This is a genomic window from uncultured Aquimarina sp. (assembly GCF_947500065.1).
Taxonomy (GTDB): domain Bacteria; phylum Bacteroidota; class Bacteroidia; order Flavobacteriales; family Flavobacteriaceae; genus Aquimarina.
In genome coordinates, this window is sequence record NZ_CANMQT010000006.1 from 389519 (window position 1) to 414416 (window position 24898).

23 protein-coding genes are annotated in these 24898 nt (G+C 31.3%); 6 read left to right on the plus strand and 17 right to left on the minus strand.

Going from position 1 to position 24898, the window contains the following annotated elements; all coding sequences use genetic code 11:
- The first annotated feature begins 6 nt into the window (after positions 1-6).
- The 6 genes from bglX (at position 7) to Q0975_RS18945 (ending at position 7820) form a co-directional block, all read left to right on the plus strand.
- Positions 7-2295, plus strand: a complete 2289-nt coding sequence (gene bglX / locus Q0975_RS18920; protein ID WP_299439524.1) for a beta-glucosidase BglX — start codon at positions 7-9, stop codon at positions 2293-2295.
- A gap of 16 nt (positions 2296-2311) precedes the next feature.
- Positions 2312-4228 (plus strand): NADP-dependent phosphogluconate dehydrogenase, encoded by a 1917-nt coding sequence (gene gndA, locus Q0975_RS18925; protein WP_299439526.1) that lies wholly within the window; start codon positions 2312-2314, stop codon positions 4226-4228.
- 3 nt (positions 4229-4231) lie between these two features.
- Positions 4232-5575: a gluconate:H+ symporter gene (locus Q0975_RS18930; protein WP_299439528.1), complete on the plus strand. Its 1344-nt coding sequence runs from the start codon at positions 4232-4234 to the stop codon at positions 5573-5575.
- Positions 5576-5716: 141 nt separating this feature from the next.
- Positions 5717-5854 (plus strand): hypothetical protein, encoded by a 138-nt coding sequence (locus Q0975_RS18935; protein ID WP_299439530.1) that lies wholly within the window; start codon positions 5717-5719, stop codon positions 5852-5854.
- 122 nt (positions 5855-5976) lie between these two features.
- On the plus strand, positions 5977-7011 hold the full coding sequence (locus tag Q0975_RS18940; RefSeq protein WP_299439532.1) for a helix-turn-helix domain-containing protein: 1035 nt from the start codon (positions 5977-5979) through the stop codon (positions 7009-7011).
- Between the two features lie 74 nt (positions 7012-7085).
- Positions 7086-7820, plus strand: a complete 735-nt coding sequence (locus Q0975_RS18945; RefSeq protein WP_299439534.1) for a type II CAAX endopeptidase family protein — start codon at positions 7086-7088, stop codon at positions 7818-7820.
- A 20-nt stretch (positions 7821-7840) separates the two neighbouring features.
- Here Q0975_RS18945 and Q0975_RS18950 read toward each other — a convergent pair whose 3' ends face one another.
- From Q0975_RS18950 to Q0975_RS19030, 17 genes are all read right to left on the minus strand, one after another.
- Positions 7841-8386, minus strand: a complete 546-nt coding sequence (locus Q0975_RS18950) for an AAA family ATPase (RefSeq protein ID WP_299439536.1) — start codon at positions 8384-8386, stop codon at positions 7841-7843.
- The gene (locus Q0975_RS18955; RefSeq protein WP_299439538.1) at positions 8387-9025 is read right to left on the minus strand and encodes a hypothetical protein; all 639 of its coding nucleotides are present in this window, start codon (positions 9023-9025) and stop codon (positions 8387-8389) included.
- A 73-nt stretch (positions 9026-9098) separates the two neighbouring features.
- Positions 9099-9659 carry a Crp/Fnr family transcriptional regulator gene (locus Q0975_RS18960; protein WP_299439540.1) on the minus strand — a complete coding sequence of 187 codons (561 nt, stop codon included), beginning with the start codon at positions 9657-9659 and terminating at the stop codon, positions 9099-9101.
- A gap of 10 nt (positions 9660-9669) precedes the next feature.
- Entirely contained in the window at positions 9670-10782 is a 1113-nt protein-coding gene (locus tag Q0975_RS18965; RefSeq protein WP_299439542.1) for a serine hydrolase domain-containing protein, read from the minus strand.
- A 279-nt stretch (positions 10783-11061) separates the two neighbouring features.
- Positions 11062-11943 carry a rhodanese-like domain-containing protein gene (locus tag Q0975_RS18970; RefSeq protein WP_299439543.1) on the minus strand — a complete coding sequence of 294 codons (882 nt, stop codon included), beginning with the start codon at positions 11941-11943 and terminating at the stop codon, positions 11062-11064.
- A 68-nt stretch (positions 11944-12011) separates the two neighbouring features.
- The gene (locus Q0975_RS18975) at positions 12012-13511 is read right to left on the minus strand and encodes a M20/M25/M40 family metallo-hydrolase (protein ID WP_299439544.1); all 1500 of its coding nucleotides are present in this window, start codon (positions 13509-13511) and stop codon (positions 12012-12014) included.
- Positions 13512-13711: 200 nt separating this feature from the next.
- On the minus strand, positions 13712-14614 hold the full coding sequence (locus tag Q0975_RS18980; RefSeq protein ID WP_299439545.1) for an ATP-grasp domain-containing protein: 903 nt from the start codon (positions 14612-14614) through the stop codon (positions 13712-13714).
- Positions 14615-14711: 97 nt separating this feature from the next.
- Entirely contained in the window at positions 14712-15107 is a 396-nt protein-coding gene (locus Q0975_RS18985) for a VOC family protein (protein WP_299439546.1), read from the minus strand.
- Positions 15108-15114: 7 nt separating this feature from the next.
- Positions 15115-15537, minus strand: a complete 423-nt coding sequence (locus Q0975_RS18990; RefSeq protein ID WP_299439548.1) for an AraC family transcriptional regulator — start codon at positions 15535-15537, stop codon at positions 15115-15117.
- A gap of 794 nt (positions 15538-16331) precedes the next feature.
- The gene (locus Q0975_RS18995) at positions 16332-16925 is read right to left on the minus strand and encodes a hypothetical protein (protein WP_299439550.1); all 594 of its coding nucleotides are present in this window, start codon (positions 16923-16925) and stop codon (positions 16332-16334) included.
- Positions 16926-17442: 517 nt separating this feature from the next.
- Positions 17443-18717, minus strand: coding sequence for a DUF2268 domain-containing putative Zn-dependent protease (locus Q0975_RS19000; RefSeq protein ID WP_299439552.1), 1275 nt, complete (start codon positions 18715-18717; stop codon positions 17443-17445).
- A 182-nt stretch (positions 18718-18899) separates the two neighbouring features.
- Positions 18900-20084, minus strand: a complete 1185-nt coding sequence (locus Q0975_RS19005) for a leucine-rich repeat domain-containing protein (protein WP_299439554.1) — start codon at positions 20082-20084, stop codon at positions 18900-18902.
- Positions 20085-20165: 81 nt separating this feature from the next.
- The gene (locus Q0975_RS19010) at positions 20166-21656 is read right to left on the minus strand and encodes a prolyl oligopeptidase family serine peptidase (protein ID WP_299439556.1); all 1491 of its coding nucleotides are present in this window, start codon (positions 21654-21656) and stop codon (positions 20166-20168) included.
- Between the two features lie 10 nt (positions 21657-21666).
- Positions 21667-22350 (minus strand): helix-turn-helix transcriptional regulator, encoded by a 684-nt coding sequence (locus Q0975_RS19015; protein WP_299439558.1) that lies wholly within the window; start codon positions 22348-22350, stop codon positions 21667-21669.
- A 322-nt stretch (positions 22351-22672) separates the two neighbouring features.
- Positions 22673-23023 carry a hypothetical protein gene (locus tag Q0975_RS19020; RefSeq protein WP_299439560.1) on the minus strand — a complete coding sequence of 117 codons (351 nt, stop codon included), beginning with the start codon at positions 23021-23023 and terminating at the stop codon, positions 22673-22675.
- Positions 23024-23038: 15 nt separating this feature from the next.
- On the minus strand, positions 23039-23638 hold the full coding sequence (locus Q0975_RS19025) for a carboxypeptidase-like regulatory domain-containing protein (protein ID WP_299439562.1): 600 nt from the start codon (positions 23636-23638) through the stop codon (positions 23039-23041).
- 65 nt (positions 23639-23703) lie between these two features.
- Entirely contained in the window at positions 23704-24678 is a 975-nt protein-coding gene (locus tag Q0975_RS19030) for a hypothetical protein (RefSeq protein ID WP_299439564.1), read from the minus strand.
- Positions 24679-24898 lie beyond the last annotated feature (220 nt).

Genomic DNA, 24898 nt, shown 5'->3' on the forward strand with positions numbered 1-24898 from the left:
TATTTTATGACATTTTTACAAATGAAAAATTATACTAGAAAAATATTATTGTTTGTCTTGGTTAGTGTATTGTTATCCTGTGAATCTAAAACTGTAGATACTTCAAAAAAGGATGTGACAATAGATCCTATTGAGAATAAAATTGATAGTGTACTTTCTAAAATGTCTTTAGAAGAGAAAATTGGTCAGACCGCTCAAAGGGGTAAATCAAGTAGAGTAAAAGATTTACCTAAAGATCTTAAAGAAGCCGTGAGAAAAGGACAGATTGGTTCTTTTCTTAATATTATGAATAAAGAAGATGCAAAAGAATTACAAAGGTTAGCCGTAGAAGAAAGCCCTAGCAAGATTCCATTAATTTTTGCACGAGATGTAATCCATGGTTTCAAAACAATTTTCCCTATTCCGCTAGGGCAGGCGGCTTCATTTAATCCTATGTTAGTACAAGAAGGTTCTAGAATAGCGGCAATAGAAGCAAGTACAAGTGGTATTAGGTGGACTTTTGCTCCTATGTTAGACATATCAAGGGATCCTAGATGGGGTAGGATTGCAGAATCAGCAGGAGAAGATCCTTATCTAACAAGTGTAATGGCAGAAGCATATATAAAAGGTTTTCAGGGAGAAGATTTATCATCTCCAACAAGTATGGCTGCCTGTGCAAAACATTTTATAGGATATGGTGCAGCAGAAGGAGGAAGGGATTACAATACAGCGAATATTAATGAAAATTTACTACATAATACTTATTTGAAGCCATTTAAGACAGCTGTAAATGCCGGTTCTGCAACATTTATGACTAGCTTTAATGATCTTAATGGTGTTCCGGCATCTGCTAATAAACATATTCTTAAAGACATTTTAAGAGATGAATGGGGTTTTGACGGTTTTGTTGTAAGTGATTGGAATTCTATTATAGAAATGGTAAATCATGGATTTGCAAAAGATCAGAAGGAAGCAGCAGAGAAATCAATAAATGCAATGTTGGACATGGAAATGACTAGTACTTCATATCAAGATCATTTAAAAGATTTAATTAGTGAAGGTAAGTTTTCTGAAAAAAAATTGAATGAGATTGTTAAGAATATCCTTCGTGTAAAATTTAGGTTAGGGTTATTTGATAATCCACATTTCGATCCTAATGATGCAATTCTTTACGATAAAAAGCATTTAGCTTCGGCCCAAGAATCCGCTACAGAAAGTACAGTATTATTAAAAAACACTAATAACTTATTACCATTAAATCCCAAAAAGAAATTGGCTATTATTGGACCATTAGCAAATGTTCTTCATGAACAATTGGGTACTTGGACTTTTGATGGTGAAAAGGAACATACAATTACTCCGTTAAAATCATTTCAACAGGATAATCAGTATACAATTCAATACAGCGAAGGATTATCATACAGTAGAGATAAATCAACAGAAGGTTTTAGAAATGCAATAAATGTTGCAAAGTCTTCTGATGTGATTCTATTTTTTGCAGGAGAAGAAGCTATTTTATCTGGAGAAGCGCATAGTAGAGCCAATATAAATCTTCCTGGAACTCAAGAAGAATTAATTACAGAATTATATAAAACAGGAAAACCTATTGTTTTGGTTATTATGGCAGGAAGACCAATTACTTTGGGAAATGTTATAGATAAGGTTGATGCCATTTTAATGGCTTGGCATCCGGGAACTATGGGCGGACCTGCTTTGAAAAATATTATAACAGGTGAGGTTTCACCTTCAGGAAAACTACCAGTTACCTGGCCAAAAGAGGTTGGACAAATACCGATTCATTATAATCATAAAAATACTGGTAGACCTGTGATTCCAGAAGAATTTGTACATATGGATTCAATACCAATTGCAGCTTGGCAAAGTTCACTTGGTAACACATCTCATTATTTGGATGCTGGTTTTTTACCACAATATCCTTTTGGATATGGGTTAAGTTATAGTAATTTTAAGTACTCAGACATTGCTATTTCATCAACAAGTCCGAAGATAGGAGATACAATTACTGTAAAAGTTAGTGTTACCAATACAGGAAAAATAAAAGCTAAAGAAACGGTACAATTGTATTTTAGAGATCTGGTAGGTAGTTTAACCAGACCAGTTAAGGAACTCTTACGTTTTAAAAAAGTAACTTTAGAAGCAGGAGCGTCAAAAGAAGTTGTATTTAGTTTTTCTACGGATGATTTAGCTTTTTACGGGCCAGATAAAATATGGGTTACAGAACCAGGTGATTTCAAACTATGGGTAAGTGAACATTCGATGGATGAAACTAACGAATTAGAATTTACATTAGAATAAAAGTAACAAGGATATTGTGAGCAAAGGTATTGTATACATACTATACGGGGTTTCTGGAAGTGGAAAAACCACTATAGGAAAAAAGTTAGCTAAAGATTTCGATATTCCTTTTTTTGATGCTGATGATTTTCATCCAGAAAGCAATATTCAAAAAATGTCAAATGGATTTCCATTAGATGATACCGATAGAGAACCTTGGTTGCAACGATTAGCGAATGAAATAATTGATTGGAGTACTAAAAAAGGAGCAGTATTAGCTTGTTCTGCTCTAAAGCAAAAATACAGAGAAACACTTAAATCTATTGATCCGGAATATATAGAATGGATACTTCTGGATGGAAGTTTTGATTTGATTGCCAATCGTATGGGAGCAAGAAAGAATCACTTCTTCAAAAAGGAAATGCTGGTTTCTCAATTTGAAACTTTAGAAAAATCAGAAGAAGGTATTGTAATAGATATAGACAAAAATAGTGATGAAATTGTGAATGAAATTAAATCTAAATTGAATACAAATAAATCACAGTTAGGATTGATAGGATTAGGAGTTATGGGAAAGAGTTTAGCGATAAACCTCTTATCTAATAAGTTTACGCTGTCTGTATATAATAGACAAGTAAAGGGGAAAGAAGTTGATGTTGCTAGAAAATTTGAAGAGGAACAGTCTAATAATGGGAGAATATTAGGATTTGATGATTTACAATCTTTTGTCAATTCTTTAGAGCAACCACGTACAATAGTCGTTATGGTGAATGCAGGAAAACCTGTCGATTTAGTAATCGATGCATTAGTACCATTGTTGTCTAAAGAAGATTGTATTATTGATGGAGGGAATTCTCATTATAAAGCTACATTAGAAAGAAGTAATAAACTTATCAAACATGAAATTCATTTTTTGGGAACCGGAATTTCAGGAGGAGAAGAAGGTGCGTTAAAAGGTCCATCAATTATGCCAGGTGGATCCGAAGAAGCATATGATACATCTGGATTGTTTTTAGAAGCTATTGCAGCAAGAGATAAGAATGGTGATAGCTGTTGTGCATATATAGGGCCAGAAGGATCGGGTCATTTTGTGAAAATGGTTCATAACGGGATTGAATATGCCGAGATGCAATTATTGGCAGAAACCTACCATGTCTTGCGTTTTTATGCAAATAAAACTCCAGTTCAAATAGCGGATATTTTTAGTATTTGGAGAAATAATGGATTAGATAGTTATTTACTAGAGATAACTTCACGGATTCTTCTTGAAAAAGAAGGAGATGATTTTCTAATTGACAAAATCTTAGACAAAGCAGGGCAGAAGGGAACAGGTGGTTGGTCTACGAATGCTGCTTTAGAATTAGGGATTCCTTTATCTACAATTTCTGAGTCCGTAATGGCTCGTAATATTTCTGGAATCAAATCCCAACGTGTAGAAGCTTCAGAGAGATATCAGCTAAAAAAGTCTAGTATTTCTTCAGATGACACTGTATTTGTTGAAAATTTAGAAAAAGCCTTTAAAGCTACTTGTGTTATAAATCATCATATTGGTTTTGAGTTAATTAAAGAAGCATCTAATGAATATAACTGGGAACTAAACCTGTCCAAAATAGCTAGAATATGGACCAACGGCTGTATAATACGAAGTGATTTAATGGAACAAATTTGGGAGTTGTTTTTAAATAATAACGACACTTCTTTATTAATGTTACCTGATATAGTTACTATTATGAAATCTAATATAAGTTCACTTTCGGAAATAGTTTCTATTGGATTAAAAGCTGGATTTTCATTACCTGTTCTTTCTGCAGCGACTAACTACTTTTTAACATACACATCTGCTCAATCATCGGCAAATATTATACAAGCACAACGGGATTATTTTGGAGCGCATACCTATCAAAGAGTAGATACATCACTAGATGAATATTTTCATACAAACTGGAAACATTAATTTATGGACTATCAATTATTAATTGCTGTCGGAGTAGGCATCATTGCATTGCTTTTTATGATCCTGAAATTAAGAATGCAAGCATTTATTGCATTGCTTATTGTTTGCATATTAGTAGGAATTGTTGCAGGATTACCAGCAGATGATATTCTTAATAGTATTAAGAATGGAATGGGAGGAACCCTGGGTTTTGTTGCTACGGTTGTAGGTTTAGGTGCACTGTTTGGTGGTTTGTTAGAAAATTCTGGAGGTGCACAAGGATTAGCTAATTACATACTTAAATTAGCTGGAGAAAAAAATGCATCGTGGGCATTGATGATTACAGGGTTTATAATCGCAATCCCTGTATTTTTTGATGTGGCTTTTATAATTTTAGTACCAATAGTGTATGCAATTGCAAGAAAAACTAAAAAATCTTTATTGCTTTATGCAATTCCTTTATTAGCTGGATTAGCAATCACACATAGTTTTATTCCACCTACTCCAGGTCCGGTTGCTGTAGCTGATATATTAGGAGCAAACTTAGGTTGGGTAATTGTATTTGGATTTATTACAGGTATTCCTGCTGCAATTATTAGTGGACCTATTTTGGCAAGATATCTTGCTAAAAAAATAGATATCACGATCCCTGAAACTAATGATTCTAATATAACTATTGACAATACTCCTAATCCTATTGGTATTATTGCAATTATTGCATTGCCTATTTTATTAATAGTATTAAAAACGGTTTTACTCGGAGATTGGTTTGCCGAAGGCGCATTGCCAGAATCAATGGTATATATGATTACATTGTTGGGGCATCCTTTTACTGCTTTGATTATAGCGAATTTAATAGCTTGGTATTTTCTTGGAATTAAGAGAGGAGTTACCAGAGATGAGCTTTTAAAAATATCAATGAAATCATTCAAACCCGCTGGAGCTATTATTTTACTAACTGGTGCCGGTGGAGCTTTTAAACAAATACTAGTAGATACCAAAGCAGGAGAGTTATTGGCTTCTTCGCTACAGAGTTCGTATATCCATCCATTACTATTTGCATTTATAGTAGCTGCTTTGATTAGAGTTTTGCAAGGCTCTGCTACAACGGCTATGATTGCGGCAGCTGGTATTACTTCGCCTATTATTCTTGCTGGAGATTTTAGTGCAGCTCAGATAGCTCTTTTTGTAATTTCCATAGCTTCTGGAGCAACCATCTTATCACACGTAAATGACAGCGGGTTTTGGTTGGTTGGTCAATATCTGGGAATGACAGAGAAACAAACCTTTCGTTCCTGGACTGTTATGACAACTCTTATTGCAATTACAGGATTTTTGATGTCTTTATTATTGTGGTATATTTTTTAGTATATCGTTAGATGCTATTCCGAAGAGAATAAATTAAAATAATTTATTCAGTTAATAACCATTTAACTACCCGTTTAGGGTGGGAATATTATCATTAATAAAATGTAGTTTTAAGGTGATTAATAATTTAAGTGGAGTATTATGAAAACATTACATGATCTGAAAAAACTGTATAAAGAATTAGAAAAAGATGAAAAGTATAAGATTAATGGAGGTACTCAACAAAAATCTGTTGTGATATGGTGTAGAATGGCGCTTACTTATGAACCTTGTGGATAATCATTTTGATTATTAAAGAGTAATATTAGATTTTGGAATTCATCTTCGAATATATAATTATGTTATTCTTTATAGAATCATTAGGATAAACAAAGATTAAAAATTACTTTCTTTGTTTCATAATGAATCCAGAAATTTTTAAACATATAGAGTTATTATTAGGTAGCGTAGGTTTTATCATTGCGCTATTCTTTGGGGTATTTCTATTGGTAACTAAAGAACAGAGAGCTATTGCCAATGTATTCCTAGCTATGTACCTTTTGGCATTTAGTCTTAGAATTGGTAAATCCTTGTTTTATAATTACTTTCCTATTGATCCTATAATTAGAAATGTGTTTTTAGGATTGCTGTTGGCAATTGGTCCTTCATTATGGTTTTATACAACACGATTATTTCTACCAAGTGAAATAGAGAAGTGGAGATCAGTTTTGATTCAATATGTTCCTATGGTTTTATTTATAGGATTTTGTTGGATAATCCCAAATGATGCTTCCTTATTTTCTAGAATCATTTTTATAGGCTTATTACTTCATATATTAATCTACGGAGTATATACGCTATATTGGTTGTTTATCAATAAGAATCATAAGTCTCAAGAAATATATCGTTGGTTACTATTTTTTACAGTACTTACTATTGCCATGTCACTTATCCAGATTGGAGTTTTTTTAAATTTGGTTTCATATCTGAGTACAGCATTCTTATTCTCAGTCGTAGTTCTTATTTTATCTATTTGGGCATTAAAGAATCCTTTTCTGTTTCAAATAGAAAATGAAAAGTACGCCAATTCTTCATTAAGTAATGAAAATGCAATAACATATTTGAAAAAGCTAACAGATTTAATGGAAAAGGAGAGATTGTTTTTAGATCCAGAAATTACATTAACTAAACTTAGTAACCGAATTGGAATTACATCTAAACAACTATCTCAGGTAATTAATCAGAATAAAAACGAAAACTATTCGCAGTTTGTAGCGAGATATCGCATAGAAGAAGCTAAACGATTATTGAGCTTGCCAGAATATCATAATTATAAAATATCTGCAATAGCATATGAAAGCGGTTTTAATAGTATCTCTTCTTTTAATACAGCTTTTAAAAAGCTAGCCAATACCACTGCAGTGCAATACAGACAGTCTCAATTAAATTCTTTATAGCGTTTTATAGCTTTAAGTTGTAACTATTTTAGTTTACAAGTGTCTCATAGGAAGGAAGAAACCTAAAAATAGATATGATAAGCATTGATAAAGTAAATACAGGTAATAACCCTATTTCTAAGATTGCTGAATTAAACGCTAAAAATCATAAAGGATTTTTTCTGGATCTAGTGATCTATCTATCTGTAATGTTCCTAATTAGGGAGCTATATTTCTCTAATCTTAGTTTTATTATTAATGGTCTTTTTTGGTCATTTACTTGTTTTGCAGTTGCTACTTGGAGGATGAGAGTTAGGGGTATAACATGGAAAGATTTGGGATTGAGTAGACCAAAAAATCTTTTTAAAACATTCATGATATCTGGTTTAATTTTGGCTGCTGTTGTCATATCATTAGTTTTATTTAATGTCATTATAGATCAATTTTCATTGTTTGATACTCCAGAAGTTTCATCAGAAAATACTGTTTCTAAATTTGGAGATCTTAAAGGAAACTGGAAGCTTTTCTTTTCAATTATACCATTAGTATTAATTGAATCCTGTTTAGAAGAGTTACTCGATAGAGGGTTTTTAATAAACTGGTTTGAAAAACTATTTTCTAAAACATCTATAGCAACATTTTTGGCAGTAGTATTACAAGCGGCAATTTTTGGTTTCAGACATTCATATGATTTGTCTGAACGATCTATTACTGTTGGTATTATTGGTTTAATTATGGGGATTGCCTATGTGAAATTCGGAAGAAATCTATGGCCTCTAATTATAGCACATTGTATACTGAATACTATGTCGTTTATTGATAGGGTATGATACATATTCATTAATTACAATTAAAGTGTATTCCTTTTAATTTCAGTTAGTACTTTTTTCGTTTTATCATTTAATGCTGTTTCTCCATCTATTCTCAAAACTTTACAGTGTAATAATTTGATCCAATTGTAGTGAATCTTTAAAGATCTTCCATCAAAATTTGGGTTCTCATATTGATTAGCCCATTCTAAGAAAGCTTTCGAAATCTGTTGAGTTTTTTTATCTGAAAAGAGCTTTTCCCCATACCGTTCCTTTTCTCTTTTATAAAGACGGTCCATTCTTTTCTTATTGTCCAAAATCATAAATATTGCTAGATCAAAGGATGTTTCCCATTCTTTTCCCCAAGTCACTAATGAACCACTAACAACAACGTTTTCAAAATTTTTAAAATCAGCTTTGAATCTTTTATTTCGTGCGATCAGTGGTGTTTTTTCCTGGAAGGGCGGTGTAGTTTTTTTCCAATAATAATCATCGACATCTAAATGAATAAAATCTGTTCTTTTTTCAATTTCCTGAGCTAGCGTTGTTGTTCCAGAACCTGATGCTCCAAATATTATTATTTTCATCTATCTGGGTTTTGTTTTAAATAAAAGTAGACCACTAGATAATATCCAAGCAGCTATGCTAAAGGTAAATATTCTAAAACCTGTTAAACTCGTAAATACAAAATCAGTTAATCCTCCGGTGATTGCAAAAATTGTAATAAAAACTCCTAAATACCCAATCCATTTGGGATATTTGTTTTCTAACAGGATGATAATAGCGTATACTAATATAGCGAAGCAACAAGCGACTATAAAGATATAGTCCAAAGGAATATTTATAGCAAAACTATAGTTAGTAATAGGTTGTAAAAGTTCAATATTCTCCTCTAATCTTTCTGAGTATTGATTCAAAAAATAGGGTAGTGTAAGTCCATTAAAAAGAGCTGCAAACATAGCGGCAATTAAACCAAATGAAATAATGATGAATGCTAGAACAGCTAATTTCCACTTATCTAAAAGGGCCATTGTTAAACCGTAAAATCCAAATAAAAGTATTGGTAAGCTGAATATGGCCAATGAATGGGCAACACGGATTGTTTTAGAAATTTTGATAATATGTTCAATACTTCCACCAGATGGGTGTAGAATCATTGTTGCAATAATTAATAATGCTCCAGAAATAAGAGAGATACCAGTACTCTTATACATATGATTTTCCATTTATTTGATATTTAATTATAACATCAAATATCAATGCTTTGTTTAAAAGTATCACTTGATTCTAATCAAGAAATTACCTGATTCGTTTTCGTACTCTACTAAAAGTTTCTGGTGTGATTTTTAAATAAGATGCTATTATTTTTTGTGGAAATTCTTGAAGAAGTTGAGGTTTGTTTTTAAGTATATATTCATACTTTTCATCAGGTGTATTGTTATTGTCGAAAAAAGTAATTCTGGAAGTAGATTCCTCCAGAATCCTTCCTATTTGAAAAAAGGACTGGGATAGAGCAATTAGTTTGTGTATAGAATCAATAGATAGTTCGAATACAGCGCTATCCGTAAAAGCTTGTATTGCATATTCAGAGGGTTTTCTAGAAGTAAAACTTTTATGATTGATAACCCAATCATTCTTTATACTCAAATCTATGATGTTTTTATTGAGATCTGAATCCATTTTGTATTGATGAAAACTACCCGAAACAACAAAGTATAAGGAAGAACAAGTATCACCTTTCTGAAGTAAAAAGGCTTCTTTTTTTAGTTCTATATATTGAATTTCTTGTTGTAGAAGTAATGATTCTTTATCGGAAAACTTACCAGCTCTGTCTATAAATTCCAAAATTGATTCATCCATAATTTGTGAGTTAGTAGTTCTCTTTTTCTAAATAATCCCAGAGTGCATTCCCTATTTTTTCTCCATACATAGAGTTTGTAAATAACACATATCCTGATTTTTTAGACACATCCATCAGATACCAACAAGTAAAACCGTCATTTGTTCCCCCATGGAAATATGTGTTCTGATATTCTGAGTCTGCAGTAATAAATCCTAAACTATAATACACATTTATTCCTGCCGACGTGGTTGTAATTTTTGAATGATGTTTGAATAATTCATTATAACTATCTTCAGATAAAACTTTCTTATTCATTACACCGATCATCCATTTAGAAAAATCAAGAGGTTCTGAACGAATGGAAGCTGGAGCAACAAATTTGCCCTTGTCTTTTTTATACCAATAATCATTTTTCCAGTCAATTAACTTACCTTCTTTATCATAAGGTTCTGCTTTATGTTCCGTGGTATACGCATCTTCAATAAAAGTAGTGTGCTCCAGTTCTAGGGGTTTTGCAATTCTTTTTTGAAAGATGGCTTCTAAACCATTCCAATCAGTACCTTCTAGATGCTTTAAAACCATTGCCAGATATTGATATCCTTCTCCAGAATATTCATAATTAGTACCTGGATCGAATTTTAGTATCAGTTTTTTATCTTCTTCGTTTTCTCTCCAATTAGGAAACCCAGACCTGTGACTAAGAATCATTCTGGCTGTTATTTTTTTATAGCGTTCATCATAAGCGATATCTTTATAGGGTAGATATTCGTACAGAGGTTTGTCTAAATCTAGTTTTCCTTCTTCTACATACGTCATAACAAAACAAGCAAACACAGATTTTGATATCGATGCTCCTTCAAAAATTGTTTTGTTAGTAACGAGTATTTTTTTTTCTAAGTTAGCATATCCAAGCATATGATGATACACAACCTTACTGTCGTTTATTATTGCGATTGACAGTCCTGGAATATGTAATGAGTCCATTTTAGACTTGAGAAAAGTGTTTATGGAATCGGGTGAAATATGAACTCCCTTAAGGTTTTCAATTTTTAATTTCTTTTCGTTCTGAGAATAGCAACTCGTTAATGTGCTCATTAGTATAAACGTAAATAATACTTTAAAATAACGTGTTGTCTTCATTTTGTATTGATTTGTTCTGGAATTAAAAATAGCTAATTTCCGATTAAGCACTTAGCCAAAACTCTTTATTTTTAAAGATTTTAATCATAATCAAAAGGAATCACAATATTAGGATTAGTCTCAGGAAAATCAATCATCAATTGTCTAAACCATTTTTGAATTTTTCTATGTTTACCTCACTTCAGATTTTTATATTAGAATACAGGTGTTTGTTTTTCAGTATTCGACTCCAGAAGCATATTGAATAGTATTTTTGATTTATTAGATTGTATTATTCCTTTATATTTTTTTAATGGATTGGGATATAGGACGATTTGGATCTAGTTTCCATACATTGAATGATCCATCAAATAAACTAGATAGAATTCCTAGGCTAGCAAAAGCTATCATTGCGACAGTACCTGAATAACCAGCTCCACAAGAACAAATTATTTTTTCAGTTCGCCAATTTGGAATACTATTATCAAATAGTGTCATAATCTCTTTTGCTTCAAGAAAAAGTCCAGTGTCTTTGTCTAGAAGAGAATTATATGGAGCACTAATGGCTCCAGGAATATGGCCGGTGCGCGGGTCTTCTGCTTTTCCATTGTATCCAGCAATACCACGTCCATCAATAACGCAGGCATTATTTTTTTCAATAAGGAACTCTTCCATAGATTGTCTTAAATATTCTTGACATTCTGGTTCAAAAGTACCTTTCGATACATTTTGTATTTCTTGAGAAACAGAAAAACCTAATGATTTCCAATGTTTTAATCCACCATTTAGAACTCTAACATTATCAAATCCCCAATAACGCATAGCCCACCAAATTCTACCTGCAAACATATGGTGGTAATCATCATAAAGTATAACAGTATCTTCTTTATGAATGCCTAAGTTTATAAATGACTGTTCCGCTTCTTTAAAGGATGATACTTGTGCTAAACTAGGCACCACATTTATTTCTATAAATTCTTTTCTCCAATCGAGAAAACTTGCGGTAGGAATATGTTCTAAGGTATACTCATTATAAAGTGATCGTGGATCTGTTCCCCAAACCCCTCTTACATCAAAAACTTTCACATTGGGTTGTCCCAAAATATCATTTAACTCTTTAGCAGCTACTAGAGGTGAGAAAAAAACCTCACCTCTAGTAGTATTCAAATGTTCTCTTTCCATGGGTAGTATATTTTATACCGGTAGAATTGCCTTTTATTATGTTCTTCGAATACTTCTGATTTGCTGTTTTAATGTTTTGAATTTAAAATGGTTAAACAAATATTTATTCCTTGTCTGATATTTCCAATTCTTATATTTTCATTAGGACTATGTTGATTATTGTCCATATTTACCATAGGAATAATCACAGTGGGAACCTTTAATTTGTTTATAACAGGTACAATGGGAACAGTACCTCCCATTAATCTTATGACTACGGGTTCTTCTCCAAATTTTTCCATTAATTGAGCTCTTATTTTTTTTCCAAAATCGGAATCAGGATTTGTCCTAAAGGCATTTAAACTGCGAGATGCTATAAATTTTACAATTTTTGGATGACTTCTTCTTTCCTCATCCGTAGGATCTCTGTCAATAACATAATATCCTTGTTGTTGAATATGCTTTTTTACTTTTTGTAATTGAACCTTTCCATCTGTTTCCGGAACCAACCTAATATCCAAGTTGGCTGTCGCATATTCGGGTATGACCGTTTTTAATCCTTTCCCTTTCCAAGATGTTCCGATTTGTCTGACATTTAGGGAAGGGTATTGTAGTGATTCTTGATAATTATTACCTACTTTTTCTGATGCGTATATGCCTAGATTTTTATTCAACTTTTTCGAATTAAAAGGAACTGATTCTAAAAGTTTATATATTTCCGGAGATATTTCTATGCCTTTATAATAATCCTCTATTAATACCTTTCCTTGTTCATCTTTCATACTAGACAATAAGTTTGCTAAACTAAAAACAGGGTTTGGTACATAATTTCCATAGTGACCACTATGCTGTGGTAATTTTGATCCATACGTAGTAATTGAACAGGTTGTAATTCCTCTACACCCAAAAGTAACTGTTGGTTTGTTAGAGTTATGTGCTGGACCATCCATTACAATAAAATAATCCGATGCATATCTTTCTTTATATTTCTCTAAAGTTGATAGTAAGGCTTTGGAGCCGTATTCTTCTTCAGGATCAAAGATTACTTTTATATTAATATTAGGTTTAACTCCTTTATCTTTTAAAATTTTTAACGCAGATAATAACATTATAATGGGAGCTTTATCATCTGCTGCTGCTCGCGCAAATATTCGCCATTCATCATTAATTTCATTATTTAAATTTTTCCAATCTATTTGGTTCCAAACACCATTTTCATTTTTCTCTTTTAAAACTGGATCAAAAGGATTTTTTTGATTCCAAGATTCAGGGTTGATTGGTTGCCCATCAATATGAAAATAGAATAGTACTGTTTCATATGTTGGATCATATTTCTTTTCCGCAATTAAGATTGGAAGTGTACTTGATTCAAGTGATGTGGTGTTGAAACCTAAATCATTATATTCTTTTTTTACCCAATTTATATTTTGGAGCATTAAACTCTTATTTTCTGGTAGATTAGGAATGCTGACAAACTCCTTATGCATCAATAAGATATTTTTGAAACTATCATTCGTTATATCATTATTGGATTGTCCGTGCATTAAAAATGAAACTAGAAATAGAACAAAAGCACTTGTTGTTTTCATAATTTATTTGTTTTGTATACTATATAGTAATATACATAAGTTAAATTTTAAATAGATAATAGCTTACTCTTCTCTTAATTTACCTTTTATTGGGCTAATGAAACTTTTTATATCACTTTTAAATTCTTGATAGTCTTTTTTATTCAGTTGAGTAGCAACACCAAGGTATTGTAATAGTATATTCTAAAATTGCCTTACTGCTAGATGTAGTCTTGTAAAGCGTTTTCTTTTAGGTTGTTATAGAATTCGTTTCTATCCGCGTTATTAGGTAATCCAGCGACTTGTCCGTCTCCAAGTTCCATAATAATCCAGCCTCCATTTTTCTTTTTAGCAATATCCATTGTAAAGAATTTACTATCAATATTTTGTGCTATTTCGATAAAATCATCAAGTTCAGGTTTCGTTTCTCCATACTCTCCCTCGTCCCAGTAATCAAATACTTTTACTATCTTCTTATTGATAAAAAACACTCTGAATTCCTTAGTCAAAGGCATCCTGCTTTTTGAGTGTTCAGTCAAAAACTCAAGTTCCTCGAACTGCCTAAATACTAACCCTTCATTTAATGAATTTCCTCTTAGCTCAATGAATTTATCTACTATAGATTTTACTTTGTCAGAATCTGACGCATTAGGAATGAAGCAAGCGTCTTCCCAATTATGCTTTTCAGATTTCACATAATCTTTTACAATTATTGGGCTTTTTCCAAATTTCTTTATCAGTTCAAGTATCGTATCATTATTCAAGTCAGTAGTCCAGTTTGATTTTGGCGTTTTTGATTCTATTTTATTGTAAGAATCAGGGAAGTAATGGCAATGTTGATATTCAGTTGGAGTATTAATTAATTGAATACTTTTCTTTAAGAGTCCGTCAAATAAATTTTTGTATTGAGATGGGGTTAACATCCATCCTCTATAAATTCCAAATTCTTTGTTTTCAGGTTCTTTTACAAACCTTAAAGCGGCAGAAATATTTCCGTCGGTCAATTCCTCGAAGCTTATCAATGAAAAGTCAAAACCGGCTTTAAGAGCAGATTTTTTTTCCTCTTCATAATCTGGCTCGATTACTTTATTATCAAATACACTATCGCAATATATAATTCTCATTTTTTCTTTTTCACAAGGTTCTATAACATCTCGTATAAAAGGGTAGCCTGCCAATAAGCGGCTAGGATTTGTTATAAATTATTGACAGTAGTGTTTTTTACAATTCTTCTACAAGTTGAATATTGTTTCCACAGGTATCATTAAAAACTGCAACTTTTACAGTCCCCATTTCGGTTGGTTTCATGCTAAATTCTACACCAAATTTCGTCAATCGTTCATATTCCGCATCAACATTTTGAACATCAAATTGGGTGTATGGAATTCCAGCATCCATCAATGCATCTTGAAAGACTTTAGACGGTTCAAAATGATTAGGAGCTGGTTCCAATAATAATTCTGGTCCATCCTGTGCTTCTTTTGATACCAAGGTAAGCCATCTGTTTCCACCTTCTAATGGTACGTCCTTCTTCTTTATGAAACTCAATTTTTCCGTATAAAATTTTAAAGCTTTTTCTTGGTCTCGAACGGGAATACTAATTAGTGTTATTTTCATCTTTTATTTATTTATACTCCAAAGTTCCGAACTTCGAATCTATTATACTTCTTGAAAGTTGCTCTTTTTGAAATTTCGTAGGCGATTTTCCCGTTTTTGTTTTAAATAAAGTGCTGAATGAACCTAAACTTTCAAACCCAACAGCAAAACAGGTTTCAGTTACCGACATTCCATTTTTCAGATGCTCTTTAGATTTCTCAATTCGTTTGTTAATTAAGTATTGTCTTGGAGTTTGTCCATAATATTTTTTGAACAAGCGTAATAAGTGATATTTGGAAACAAACTGAATTTGGGACAATAAGTCCAAATTTAAATTTACATCATAATTGTTTTCGATATAGTTTCGAATCCCAATTACGGTATTAATTTGTCCTTCATTTGAATAAACAATGCTACGAATTCTATAAAGTTCTTTTTCGTAAAATGTCATTATTTCCTTTTCTTATAGTACTGCTAACAGTTTGTGTATGTTTAGTTGCGTTGGCTAACAACTAAATTAGTAAAAGAAAGCGAACCAGAGGGAAATTCGTAGGACTTTCCGCATAAACACAGAATTAGCAATTGATTATACATGTTGTAGTACGTTTTATTTTCTGGCTCTGTGTTTTATCACGAAACTTGTCCATTCTATTCCCAAGCAACTAATTTCATTACTTTCTTTATTACTCAAGTGACCAATCAATTCATTGAATGGTAGCATAACACCAATGATTTTACCATTAGATTTGTCAATAACTATCGGACTGTAAGGTACATCACTTTCGGTCCAGGAAATTTCAAATATTATTAGTTCAAATTTTCCTTTTTCAAGTTTTTTATGAATTTTGAGTTCATCCGTACTATTTTCTTTTTTCAGTTTTTGAATCAGTTTAGCTGAATAGATAAGTGATTAACAGATTTGTTTTTCGGTGACCATAGCAAATCATTTATATCATTTTCGTTACCAATTTCCAGTTTAGAAATCAAATTTTTATAGACAACGCTATATTTATTTTTAAACAATCTCATTCTTCAATGTTTTACAACGATTTGTATAAAATGCGTTTTCATGCATTTTATGCTTTGCCGTGTAGCGTTTTTATTTTTCCTTCTTTGATTTGTGATATTTCAGTCGACCAAGGATCGTGATGGTCAATTATCCATTTGTTATTTCTAAATATAAATGAAAGATAGGGACTTAAAATTACGTTTTGATGAACTTTTAAATTATCACCTTCTTTCGATTTATTTTGGTTTTGAATATTCTATTAACTCCTCTACGTATAGAAAATCACCTTGATTTTGAGTAAGTTTTATAAAATTTTTTATTATCGGTGCATACAGCCAAACTTCCTTTTCATTTGCACTATATCCTCTGGAATTGGTGATTTTACCTGTGTATTTAATTGTGTAGGCCATAAATGTTCCAGCTTCTACTGTTTCTTCTTGATATGATAGTACTTCGGCATCTTGACTTTGGTTTCCCGTTGTTCCATCTTGACTTGTCCAATTGTTCTCATATTTCCATTTTTTGCCTACTTCCAGAGGCCAGTCGTATTTAGGTGTTTCGCTTTCTTCGGGCTTCACTATGTCAGTAACGGGAATGGTGTCATTTCCGATTGTCATGCCTAAAACTCCATCAATACTGACTATCTCTCTTGTATCTTCTCCATCCGAGCGCACTTCTCCTTCCGTTGTTACACCTTTATATTTCCAAACCCATTTTTCACCAATTTTATAATCAGCTAGAGTTGGTTGTTGGGTGGTGCCGGATTTAGTCGTGTCGCTACAGGCGCTAAGTATTACTAATGCAAGTAATATTATAATTTGATTTCTCATGTTATTTAATTTAAAACAGTAGAACGAGCCAGAATGAAACTTGTTACAGTTACTAGAGTTTTAGATATAAGACTCTCTATTTTCTAATAAATGTTAACGTCTCTTGTATGTTGCGTTTGCTTCCCGAAGGGAGTATATGTAATATACAAATTGTTGTAGGTAGCGCAATTATTTCCAAAATTCTTCTGATTGTTCTTTTAATTCCTTAACTCTTTTATTAATAAATTTTCTTTCTTTTTCATCTCTCAGATAATATTCTGGATAATAAAGATACCACTGATTTTCAATTTTTATAATTTGAGGTATTTCGAAATAATATTTTTTATCATTGAAATTCAGTCGAATTATCAGCTTGTTTAATCTCAATCATCGTTTTTATCAAATGGTTTACAACGTATTCGGGTATGGTTTCGTTGGGTAGAGACCAAGATAGCAAATAAACAGAAACCCATTGTTCCGCAGTGAGGATTTCCGAAAGGAAAATCAGAAGCGATGAGCTATATACGTTGACGTTAGTTTATTTCATCTTATCAAGTTTCTTTTCCCATTTACTATCTGTTAAAAATTTTCGATAATCTTGAATGTGTAACATATCATAAATAGCCTGTTTTTTATCTTTTGCATTTTCACAATAGGATTTGCAAATTTCGTAACCAATCCAATAACCTAAATCTGGATAACTATTTTCTGAAGATGTATTATAATTTGCAATCCATTTATAATAACGATCATAATACATATCTTTTTTAAAGTCAGACCAAATTTGTTTTTCTTTCCCCTTTGCCCATTCAAAGATTTTTCTATTTGCTGTATCTCCACTAATTAATTCACCCATAAAATCGGCCATGCCTTCTTTTATTACATATCCAAGTGTAATCGTGTCCTTTTTCATTCCTTCCTGTTGAAAGTGAATTAATTCGTGAGCAACCACGTTTGGAACATATTTTGATTTATTCATTAATAGTTTATCACCAAAATCTAATTCATCAGTATTTACATTTTTGCCATCACTCATTTGATTTATTCCGATAAGCAAACCGGAAGGCGAAACAGTTCCAGCACTAGTAAATGCGCCAACAACAAAATATACATCTGGAAATTTTGCTTCAGGATATAATTCTTTAAAATTCACAAAACTTTTTTGAATCTCTATTTTATATTCATCAACCTTTATAGTGTTTTCTTTAATTGTTTTATATAGTTTAGGATGAGATTGTATATGTTGTATAAAACTATTGATAGAACTTACTTTTGATCCCATGTAATCTTCCATGCCTTCACTTGCCTTATCAAAATAGTACTTTTTGTAAATTCCATGTGTATTTGTAGAATCTTTAAGAGATAAATCATAAGCTTTCCAAAAATGATGAATATCTTTTGTAACTATTTTTGACAATTCAGGATTACTATTTAGAGTCTTAGGTTCTGGAATTAGATTTATTATTTCTTTCCATTTTGGGGTATCATGTAAATTACTTAAATCAGAATCTTGGATAAGATGTGATTTATATTTAAAGCCATATTTGATAGCTTGATTTAATAAAATAAAAGCGCTATCAACTTTTTTTTGTAGTGATAAGCAGCAAGCAGCACTATATGCAGCAATTGATTTCTTGCTTTTGAAATCGGATAATTCAATTAGTTTTATGTATTTGTGTGTTGCTAAGTTGTAGTTTTTTGCTTTGTAATAATTATCGGCATCGTTTTTAATATCAAAGGCACTTAATTCTTCTTGTCCGTTTATTTGATTAATTAAAAGGACTAGTATTAGAGAAAACAATATTTTTTTCATGAAACTATGTTTTCCTTTATGACGATTCTCGCTTGGAATTGTTACTTCTCATTAACGCCAAAGTGTTGGTGTATGATTTCGTTGCGTGTTTCAGTAACTAAAATTAGCAAATACTAACCGAATAGAAAATCCACACAGAACGAGCAATTGATTATAAACGTTGGTAGTAAGTACTTTTATAATTATTTTAGTTTTTTACTTGGCTCCTTCTGGTAAATTGAATTTATTTCAATCGAATTTAGAGCAATATTTTTCCCTTCAGATTTTATTTTTTCAATAACGGTATTATTTGCACGAGACAAATCTGTAGTACCCTGTAGAGGATTATCATAAAGCATCACATCAGTAAGGCTTTCTAGATTATAAAGTGGCCATAAATTATTTATTTTATTGCGCTCCAATAAGATCCAACGAAGATTTTGATTGTTAGATAGTGCTACTATAGAACTAATTCTGTTTCCAGATAAAAAAAGCTTTTTAAGTTTAGGCAGATTTTCTAAGGCAGAAATATCACTTATTAGATTATCCCTCAAATCGAGCCACTCAATATCAATGAGATCATCAAGAAAATTCAAGTCCTTGATTGCGTTTTGTCTCAACACTAAAACTCCAAGACTTTTTAAATGAGACAAAGGGCTGAAATCTTTAATATTAGTGTTCATTAAATTTAGTTGAACTATTTTAGTGAGTCCTTTTAAGGTTCTTACATCAGAAATTGGGTTCTTTTCTAGTATAAGAACTGTTAATTCTTTCAAGTTGTGTAATGGCTCAATGTTATCTATATGATTATCGGGAATCCATATACCTTCTAATTTGGTCAATTCTTTCAAAGGAGTTATATCGTTTAATTGATTAAACCCCATATTAAAATGGGTTAGTTGCTTCCAGTGTTTTGCAACTGAAATGTCTTCTATTTTGTTAAAATGTCCTGTTATTCCTCGGAGTTTATGCAACTCATGAAGCGTAGATATATCGGAAATTTTATTTCTGTCAAACGAAAGTTGTTCAAGATTTATTAGGTTTTTAAGAGAATCTATGGATTCAATTTTATTACCATTTAAGCCAAGATTTTCGAGCTTAATTAAATTAGTTAAAGGAGTTAAATCACTAATGGCATTATTATCTAATCTCAAAGAGGTAAGATTTTTGGCATATTCGAGCCCTTTTATGTTAGAAATTCCACGACCTACAGCAATAAACCGAGTCAACGATTCCATATCTGATTTAGTAATATCACCTGTAGGTTTATCAAAATGTCCTCGTATCGCTTGTTCAAGATAATAATCAGGTATCTCAATTTTCTGGCTAAATACACTTATAGATAAAAGAAGAAATAGAAGGATAGTATAGTGTTTTAATGTTTTCATTTTGTAAAATTTTAATTTCTTTATCGATTTTTAGAGTACGCAAAGAACTAGCAATTAATTATAAACGTGTTGTAGTTTTGGTTAGAAATTCAGATTTCTAATATATTCGCTTGTGATTTCTGAGACTTCGGTAGAATGTTTACCATACCATATCATATGTTCGGCATCTTTAACAGTATGTAGCTTAATATCATTTCCTAGTGATTTCATTTCGTTGTAAAAATATTCTGCATTCTCATATGGACAATTTCTATCTTTTTCACCATGAATTAAAAGCATTTTAACAGCACTCTTTTTTAGTAAATGATTAGGTGATATTTCTTTTACAATATCTTTGTCTTGCATCATTTCAGTAATCCATCTAGTAGCGTTGGTTGTTAAATCATACACTCCAGAATTCACTATAATTACATTAGGTGTTGCGCTTATTTCAAGATTATCAGTATCTTCATTCCAATTGTCAATTAATGTGGTTGCTAATGATAAATGGCCTCCAGCAGAATTACCTGTAACTATAATTTTATTTGAATCTATATTATATTTTTCAGCATTTTCTCTTATCCAACGTATTGCTGATTTTGCATCTTTAACAGATTCAAAAGGATATGTATCTTGTTTTCCTTTAATTCTGTATTCAACCACTCCAACTACCCAACCTTGTTTAGCATAAGCTTCTGCTGTACTAAAAAACCAATCTGGTTTGCCTTTTGACCAACTTCCTCCATGAAATTGAATTATTGTAGGTCGTTTTTCTTTAAAATCTTCTGAATTAGGCAAAAAGAGATGCATATCTAATTCATAACCATCAATTTCTTTATAGGTTTCTATGATATGATTGGCCCTTCCTTTTTTATGGGAATTATATATTGTGCTAATGCTTTCTGAATATTCTGAAGTTTTACAAGAAGACATAAAACTTGAATAAATGTTGTCTATATTTTTTATCCCTAAATTGTCAATATGATCATGCAAGTATTTGTGTTTCCAAAAATCACTGACTGTACTATTTGTAAATATTGAATCCATTACATCCCAATTAGCATGTAATTTCTGATTATCTAATTTGTCATAAATTTCACTCTCAAGTTTTTTATTCGACTTAATTTTAATGTAAGACATTACAAATCTTTTAAAACTTTCATTAGAAAGATTATCAGCATCATTAAAGTACATAAGAAGGTTTTCTAATCTGGATTGATTTTTTTTTGATAAAACGATTTCTTCTCCCATAAAGGCTTTATGTTTTTGTGGATATTCAAGAATAAATCTATCAAAGGCGAAATTTACTTCTAAGATTTCATGATTTAATGTCTTCTTGTCAAGTCGCTCTTTGTACTTATTTATATGAGTTTTAAATATGTTTTTTAAAGAGTCAATCTTATTAGTAAAACGCGATTGATTTAAAGAGTTTAGTGAGTAGTAATTACTATTTAAATAGTTGTTAATTGAAGGAGCAAATTCAGATTGTTCTTTTAAATAAGCATGTTTGTTTTTTTCTAAATCCTCATTAGTAACGTTTTTACAGCTAAATATTAGTATTAGAAGTAATAAGAAGAAATATCTTTTGTTCATTATTTGAGTTTTAGTTGTCTCTAAACATATCATTTACTATTAACCATTTTTCGTTGATAAAATGCCATTCCATTATACCTATTTGTTTATGAGTTTTCTCTTTATATGTATAAATATTTTCATATTTTTCAACAGCAATAGTATCACTTACACTAATAGCTATAATGTTGTAGTTTATTATTTCATAGCCTTTATCAATGTTATCATCCATGATTTTACGAATTCGAACCTTTCCGCATATTGAATTTAATACACAAGCATTATCACTAAATTGAGTAAGCACTGAATCTACTTGCTTGTTATTGATCCATCTTTTAATATTTGTTTGATTTTTTTGAATAATTTCTTTGACCTCTGTAGCCGATTGTGTTTTATTTTTTGAGTTGAATTTAAAAATGGCAATAGAAACTATTGAAATTATTAACAGTAGTAAAATGTTTCTAACTGCATTTTTTTTAAAATTAAATGAATCTTTAGAATTTACAAATGAATTATTATTTGTTGAACTAAAACCATCAAAGTCCAAACTCTTAAATATTAACTTAAGTGTATAGCTTCTTGGTGTAACTTCTGTAGATTCTATTCTTTGAATAGTTCTTAAACTTAAATTACACTTTTCAGCAAGTTCTGTTTGTGTTAATCCTTTTATAAGTCTTAACTCTAATATTTTTTTGCCTAATTGAGGTTGTTTCATTGTTTTTAAATTCGATACAAGATTAAATCAATCTTTAATTCTCATCAAATTTAAGTAATGTATTTGATACGTCATTCGTATGACATTTGCCTGTAGAAGAGGGTTAAAATGTGACTTTTTGCAGAGTTTGGGTTAAATTATGCACAACGTTTAATACATGTGTCGTATCAGAGTAAAATGTTACCTTGTTTTTCGATTTTTCTTGCGCATTGGTTGCTATATTTTTCGTTTTGCAAGCATTGCGCCTTCATAAATATACAATAACCGTTCGATTGATCACTTTGCTGCTATGATCACATATATGTTGTTGTAACACGTTTTTTTATTCAGATTTTAATTTATTGTACTTGATTTCTACTCTTTCAGGTCTGTCTAAATACTCAATATATTTATTGTTGTAATAGGCTCTTTTACCAACTACAGGAATTGAATCATAATAATTAAAATTAATAGAATCTTTTTCAATAACAGCGTTTCCCTTCCATATTTCACTTGTTGTAATTCCACTTAATTCAAATTCAAAAGTACTATCCTTGAATACTGTCAGATGTACATGTCCGAGAGGAGCTTCTCTATGTGCATAGAGAATAATATTTTCCATATTAGGTTTTCTAAAGCAAGAAGCTAAAGTTGTTAAAACTCCAATTATAATTACTAGTTTTTGAATATTCATAATGTACAACGTATTCTACTTATTTTTTAATCCGACTACATCTTTCCGTATTTCTTTACGCCAATTTTTTCCGTATTTCTTGTCAAGATATTCAAAAACAGTTTTGTTGTATTCATAAAGACTTTCTTCAGGAACTGCTTCGCATCCAAATTCCACAAAATTTAGGTTGTATTTTTTAGAGAATTTTTCGTCAGATTGATAAACTACCGGAGCTATACCTCCGGATAATAATAAATTAATTTTTCCAATCTTTATATGATCAAGAGCTTGTAGACGGTTAATTCCACGATGTGGTTTGAGTATAATATTCAGGTTAATATTTTTCCCTCTGTTTACATTGATTATGGTATCCAGTGGTTTATAACCCATAGCAACAGTTTCTATTCTTTCAATACTATCTCCAGACCTCAAATTATAAACATATTTGAATTCTCCATTTTCACCTGTTGAAGCACCTCTCGATCTAGAATCAAAAGAAACAATAACATCAGATAATGGCTTGTTGTTAACTGAAGAGTAAACTATTCCACTTATCTCGACAGTATTTTCCTTTTCAGATTGAGCAATACTGGACAGAGTGATAAAAAAGAACAATATTTTTAAAATTTTTGTCATATGTTGTACAACGTTTTGTGTAAAATGCGTTTTAATGCATTTTTACATAGTGTTGTCTGTAGCCATTATTTTTTTAAACTGCTTGTCTTTATTATTTGAAGTTTTTTATCAAATGTAAAGATATCTCCATATTCTGTCGTTGTAATTACATTTTGATTTTTTTCGTTAATAACAAGCCCCCAGAACAGACTTTCTTTTTTACTCGATTTTATTATTTCTCCCTCTTCATCCCACATTCTAATTCTATCACTTGCAGTTAAAAGGTTCTTTCCATTATTTAACCATTTTAAGTTTCTAATTTCAGATTCACTACCCTCAATATCTTTCAATTTCGTTCCATTAGAATCCCAAAATTGCAGAAGTGGGGGATAATTGATATCCGAATTCCCATAGTCTCCTGTGGCGAACATATCACCTGAAGGATGCCACTCAACACTTAACATCAGAATTTCTATATCTCGTGGTATTATTTGCTTTTTGTCATCATTCTCAAGACTTATAATTTCAATATGGCTTCCTACAGTAGCGATTTTGTAGTTGTGAGGATGCCAGCTTAATCCTGTAATGGCTTTTTGTTCCGTTTTTATTCGTTTAACTAATTCTCCTTTTACATTGAAAACACTAACAATTCCATCACCATCGCCAATTGCCAAATATTTTCCATCTTTACTCCATCCTAATCCTCGTCCTCCATAGTTGTCAAGTTCTATTGTTTTACCTGATTTTGTGTCAATTAGTTTTGCTTGACTGTCATCTGAACTACTCTCATCATTCCTTTGTCGAATAACTGCTAATAGATTTTCGGTAGGATGCCATTCAACTTTTGTAATAGTGTTTGGGAACTCATACGTCTTTACAAGATTTAAATCATCAGTTGATAATATCCTTAAAGCTCCGTTATTTCCACCAACGGCAATTTTGTTGTAAGAAGCATTCAAACTTGAAGTCCACAACATATCAGAAAACTTCACTAAAGGTTTTGAAGTTTTGCATCCTAGAAAAAAAGGAAATATGAGAACTAAAATCAGTGTTCTATTCATTCTATTGGTATACTTTGGTTACAGACAACGTGTTTGTGTATGGCTTGTTGCGGAAAATCAGCTATGATTTTCCGCCGTAACCGAAAGATAGCAAATTGCAATGAATTCCGATTAGGAATTCAGCCGCAATGAGCTATACACGGCTTAAGTTTACAATGCTTAACTTTTAGTATAAATAATCAGAAAGAACAAAAGAGAGAATTAAGGTTATGATACACGG

Coding starts and splice junctions, on each gene's coding strand:
- Q0975_RS18930 (WP_299439528.1), top strand. CDS start 4,232: ATGGACTATCAATTATTAATTGCTGTCGGAGTAGGCATCATTGCATTG.
- Q0975_RS18940 (WP_299439532.1), top strand. CDS start 5,977: ATGAATCCAGAAATTTTTAAACATATAGAGTTATTATTAGGTAGCGTA.
- Q0975_RS18965 (WP_299439542.1), bottom strand. CDS start 10,782: ATGAAGACAACACGTTATTTTAAAGTATTATTTACGTTTATACTAATG.
- Q0975_RS18950 (WP_299439536.1), bottom strand. CDS start 8,386: ATGAAAATAATAATATTTGGAGCATCAGGTTCTGGAACAACAACGCTA.
- Q0975_RS18955 (WP_299439538.1), bottom strand. CDS start 9,025: ATGGAAAATCATATGTATAAGAGTACTGGTATCTCTCTTATTTCTGGA.
- Q0975_RS19000 (WP_299439552.1), bottom strand. CDS start 18,717: ATGAAAAAAATATTGTTTTCTCTAATACTAGTCCTTTTAATTAATCAA.
- Q0975_RS18975 (WP_299439544.1), bottom strand. CDS start 13,511: ATGAAAACAACAAGTGCTTTTGTTCTATTTCTAGTTTCATTTTTAATG.
- Q0975_RS18985 (WP_299439546.1), bottom strand. CDS start 15,107: ATGAAAATAACACTAATTAGTATTCCCGTTCGAGACCAAGAAAAAGCT.
- bglX (WP_299439524.1), top strand. CDS start 7: ATGACATTTTTACAAATGAAAAATTATACTAGAAAAATATTATTGTTT.
- Q0975_RS19005 (WP_299439554.1), bottom strand. CDS start 20,084: ATGAAAACATTAAAACACTATACTATCCTTCTATTTCTTCTTTTATCT.
- Q0975_RS18945 (WP_299439534.1), top strand. CDS start 7,086: ATGATAAGCATTGATAAAGTAAATACAGGTAATAACCCTATTTCTAAG.
- Q0975_RS19010 (WP_299439556.1), bottom strand. CDS start 21,656: ATGAACAAAAGATATTTCTTCTTATTACTTCTAATACTAATATTTAGC.
- Q0975_RS19020 (WP_299439560.1), bottom strand. CDS start 23,023: ATGAATATTCAAAAACTAGTAATTATAATTGGAGTTTTAACAACTTTA.
- Q0975_RS18990 (WP_299439548.1), bottom strand. CDS start 15,537: ATGACATTTTACGAAAAAGAACTTTATAGAATTCGTAGCATTGTTTAT.
- Q0975_RS19030 (WP_299439564.1), bottom strand. CDS start 24,678: ATGAATAGAACACTGATTTTAGTTCTCATATTTCCTTTTTTTCTAGGA.
- Q0975_RS18935 (WP_299439530.1), top strand. CDS start 5,717: ATGAAAACATTACATGATCTGAAAAAACTGTATAAAGAATTAGAAAAA.
- Q0975_RS18960 (WP_299439540.1), bottom strand. CDS start 9,659: ATGGATGAATCAATTTTGGAATTTATAGACAGAGCTGGTAAGTTTTCC.
- Q0975_RS18980 (WP_299439545.1), bottom strand. CDS start 14,614: ATGAGAATTATATATTGCGATAGTGTATTTGATAATAAAGTAATCGAG.
- Q0975_RS19015 (WP_299439558.1), bottom strand. CDS start 22,350: ATGAAACAACCTCAATTAGGCAAAAAAATATTAGAGTTAAGACTTATA.
- Q0975_RS19025 (WP_299439562.1), bottom strand. CDS start 23,638: ATGACAAAAATTTTAAAAATATTGTTCTTTTTTATCACTCTGTCCAGT.
- Q0975_RS18995 (WP_299439550.1), bottom strand. CDS start 16,925: ATGAGAAATCAAATTATAATATTACTTGCATTAGTAATACTTAGCGCC.
- Q0975_RS18970 (WP_299439543.1), bottom strand. CDS start 11,943: ATGGAAAGAGAACATTTGAATACTACTAGAGGTGAGGTTTTTTTCTCA.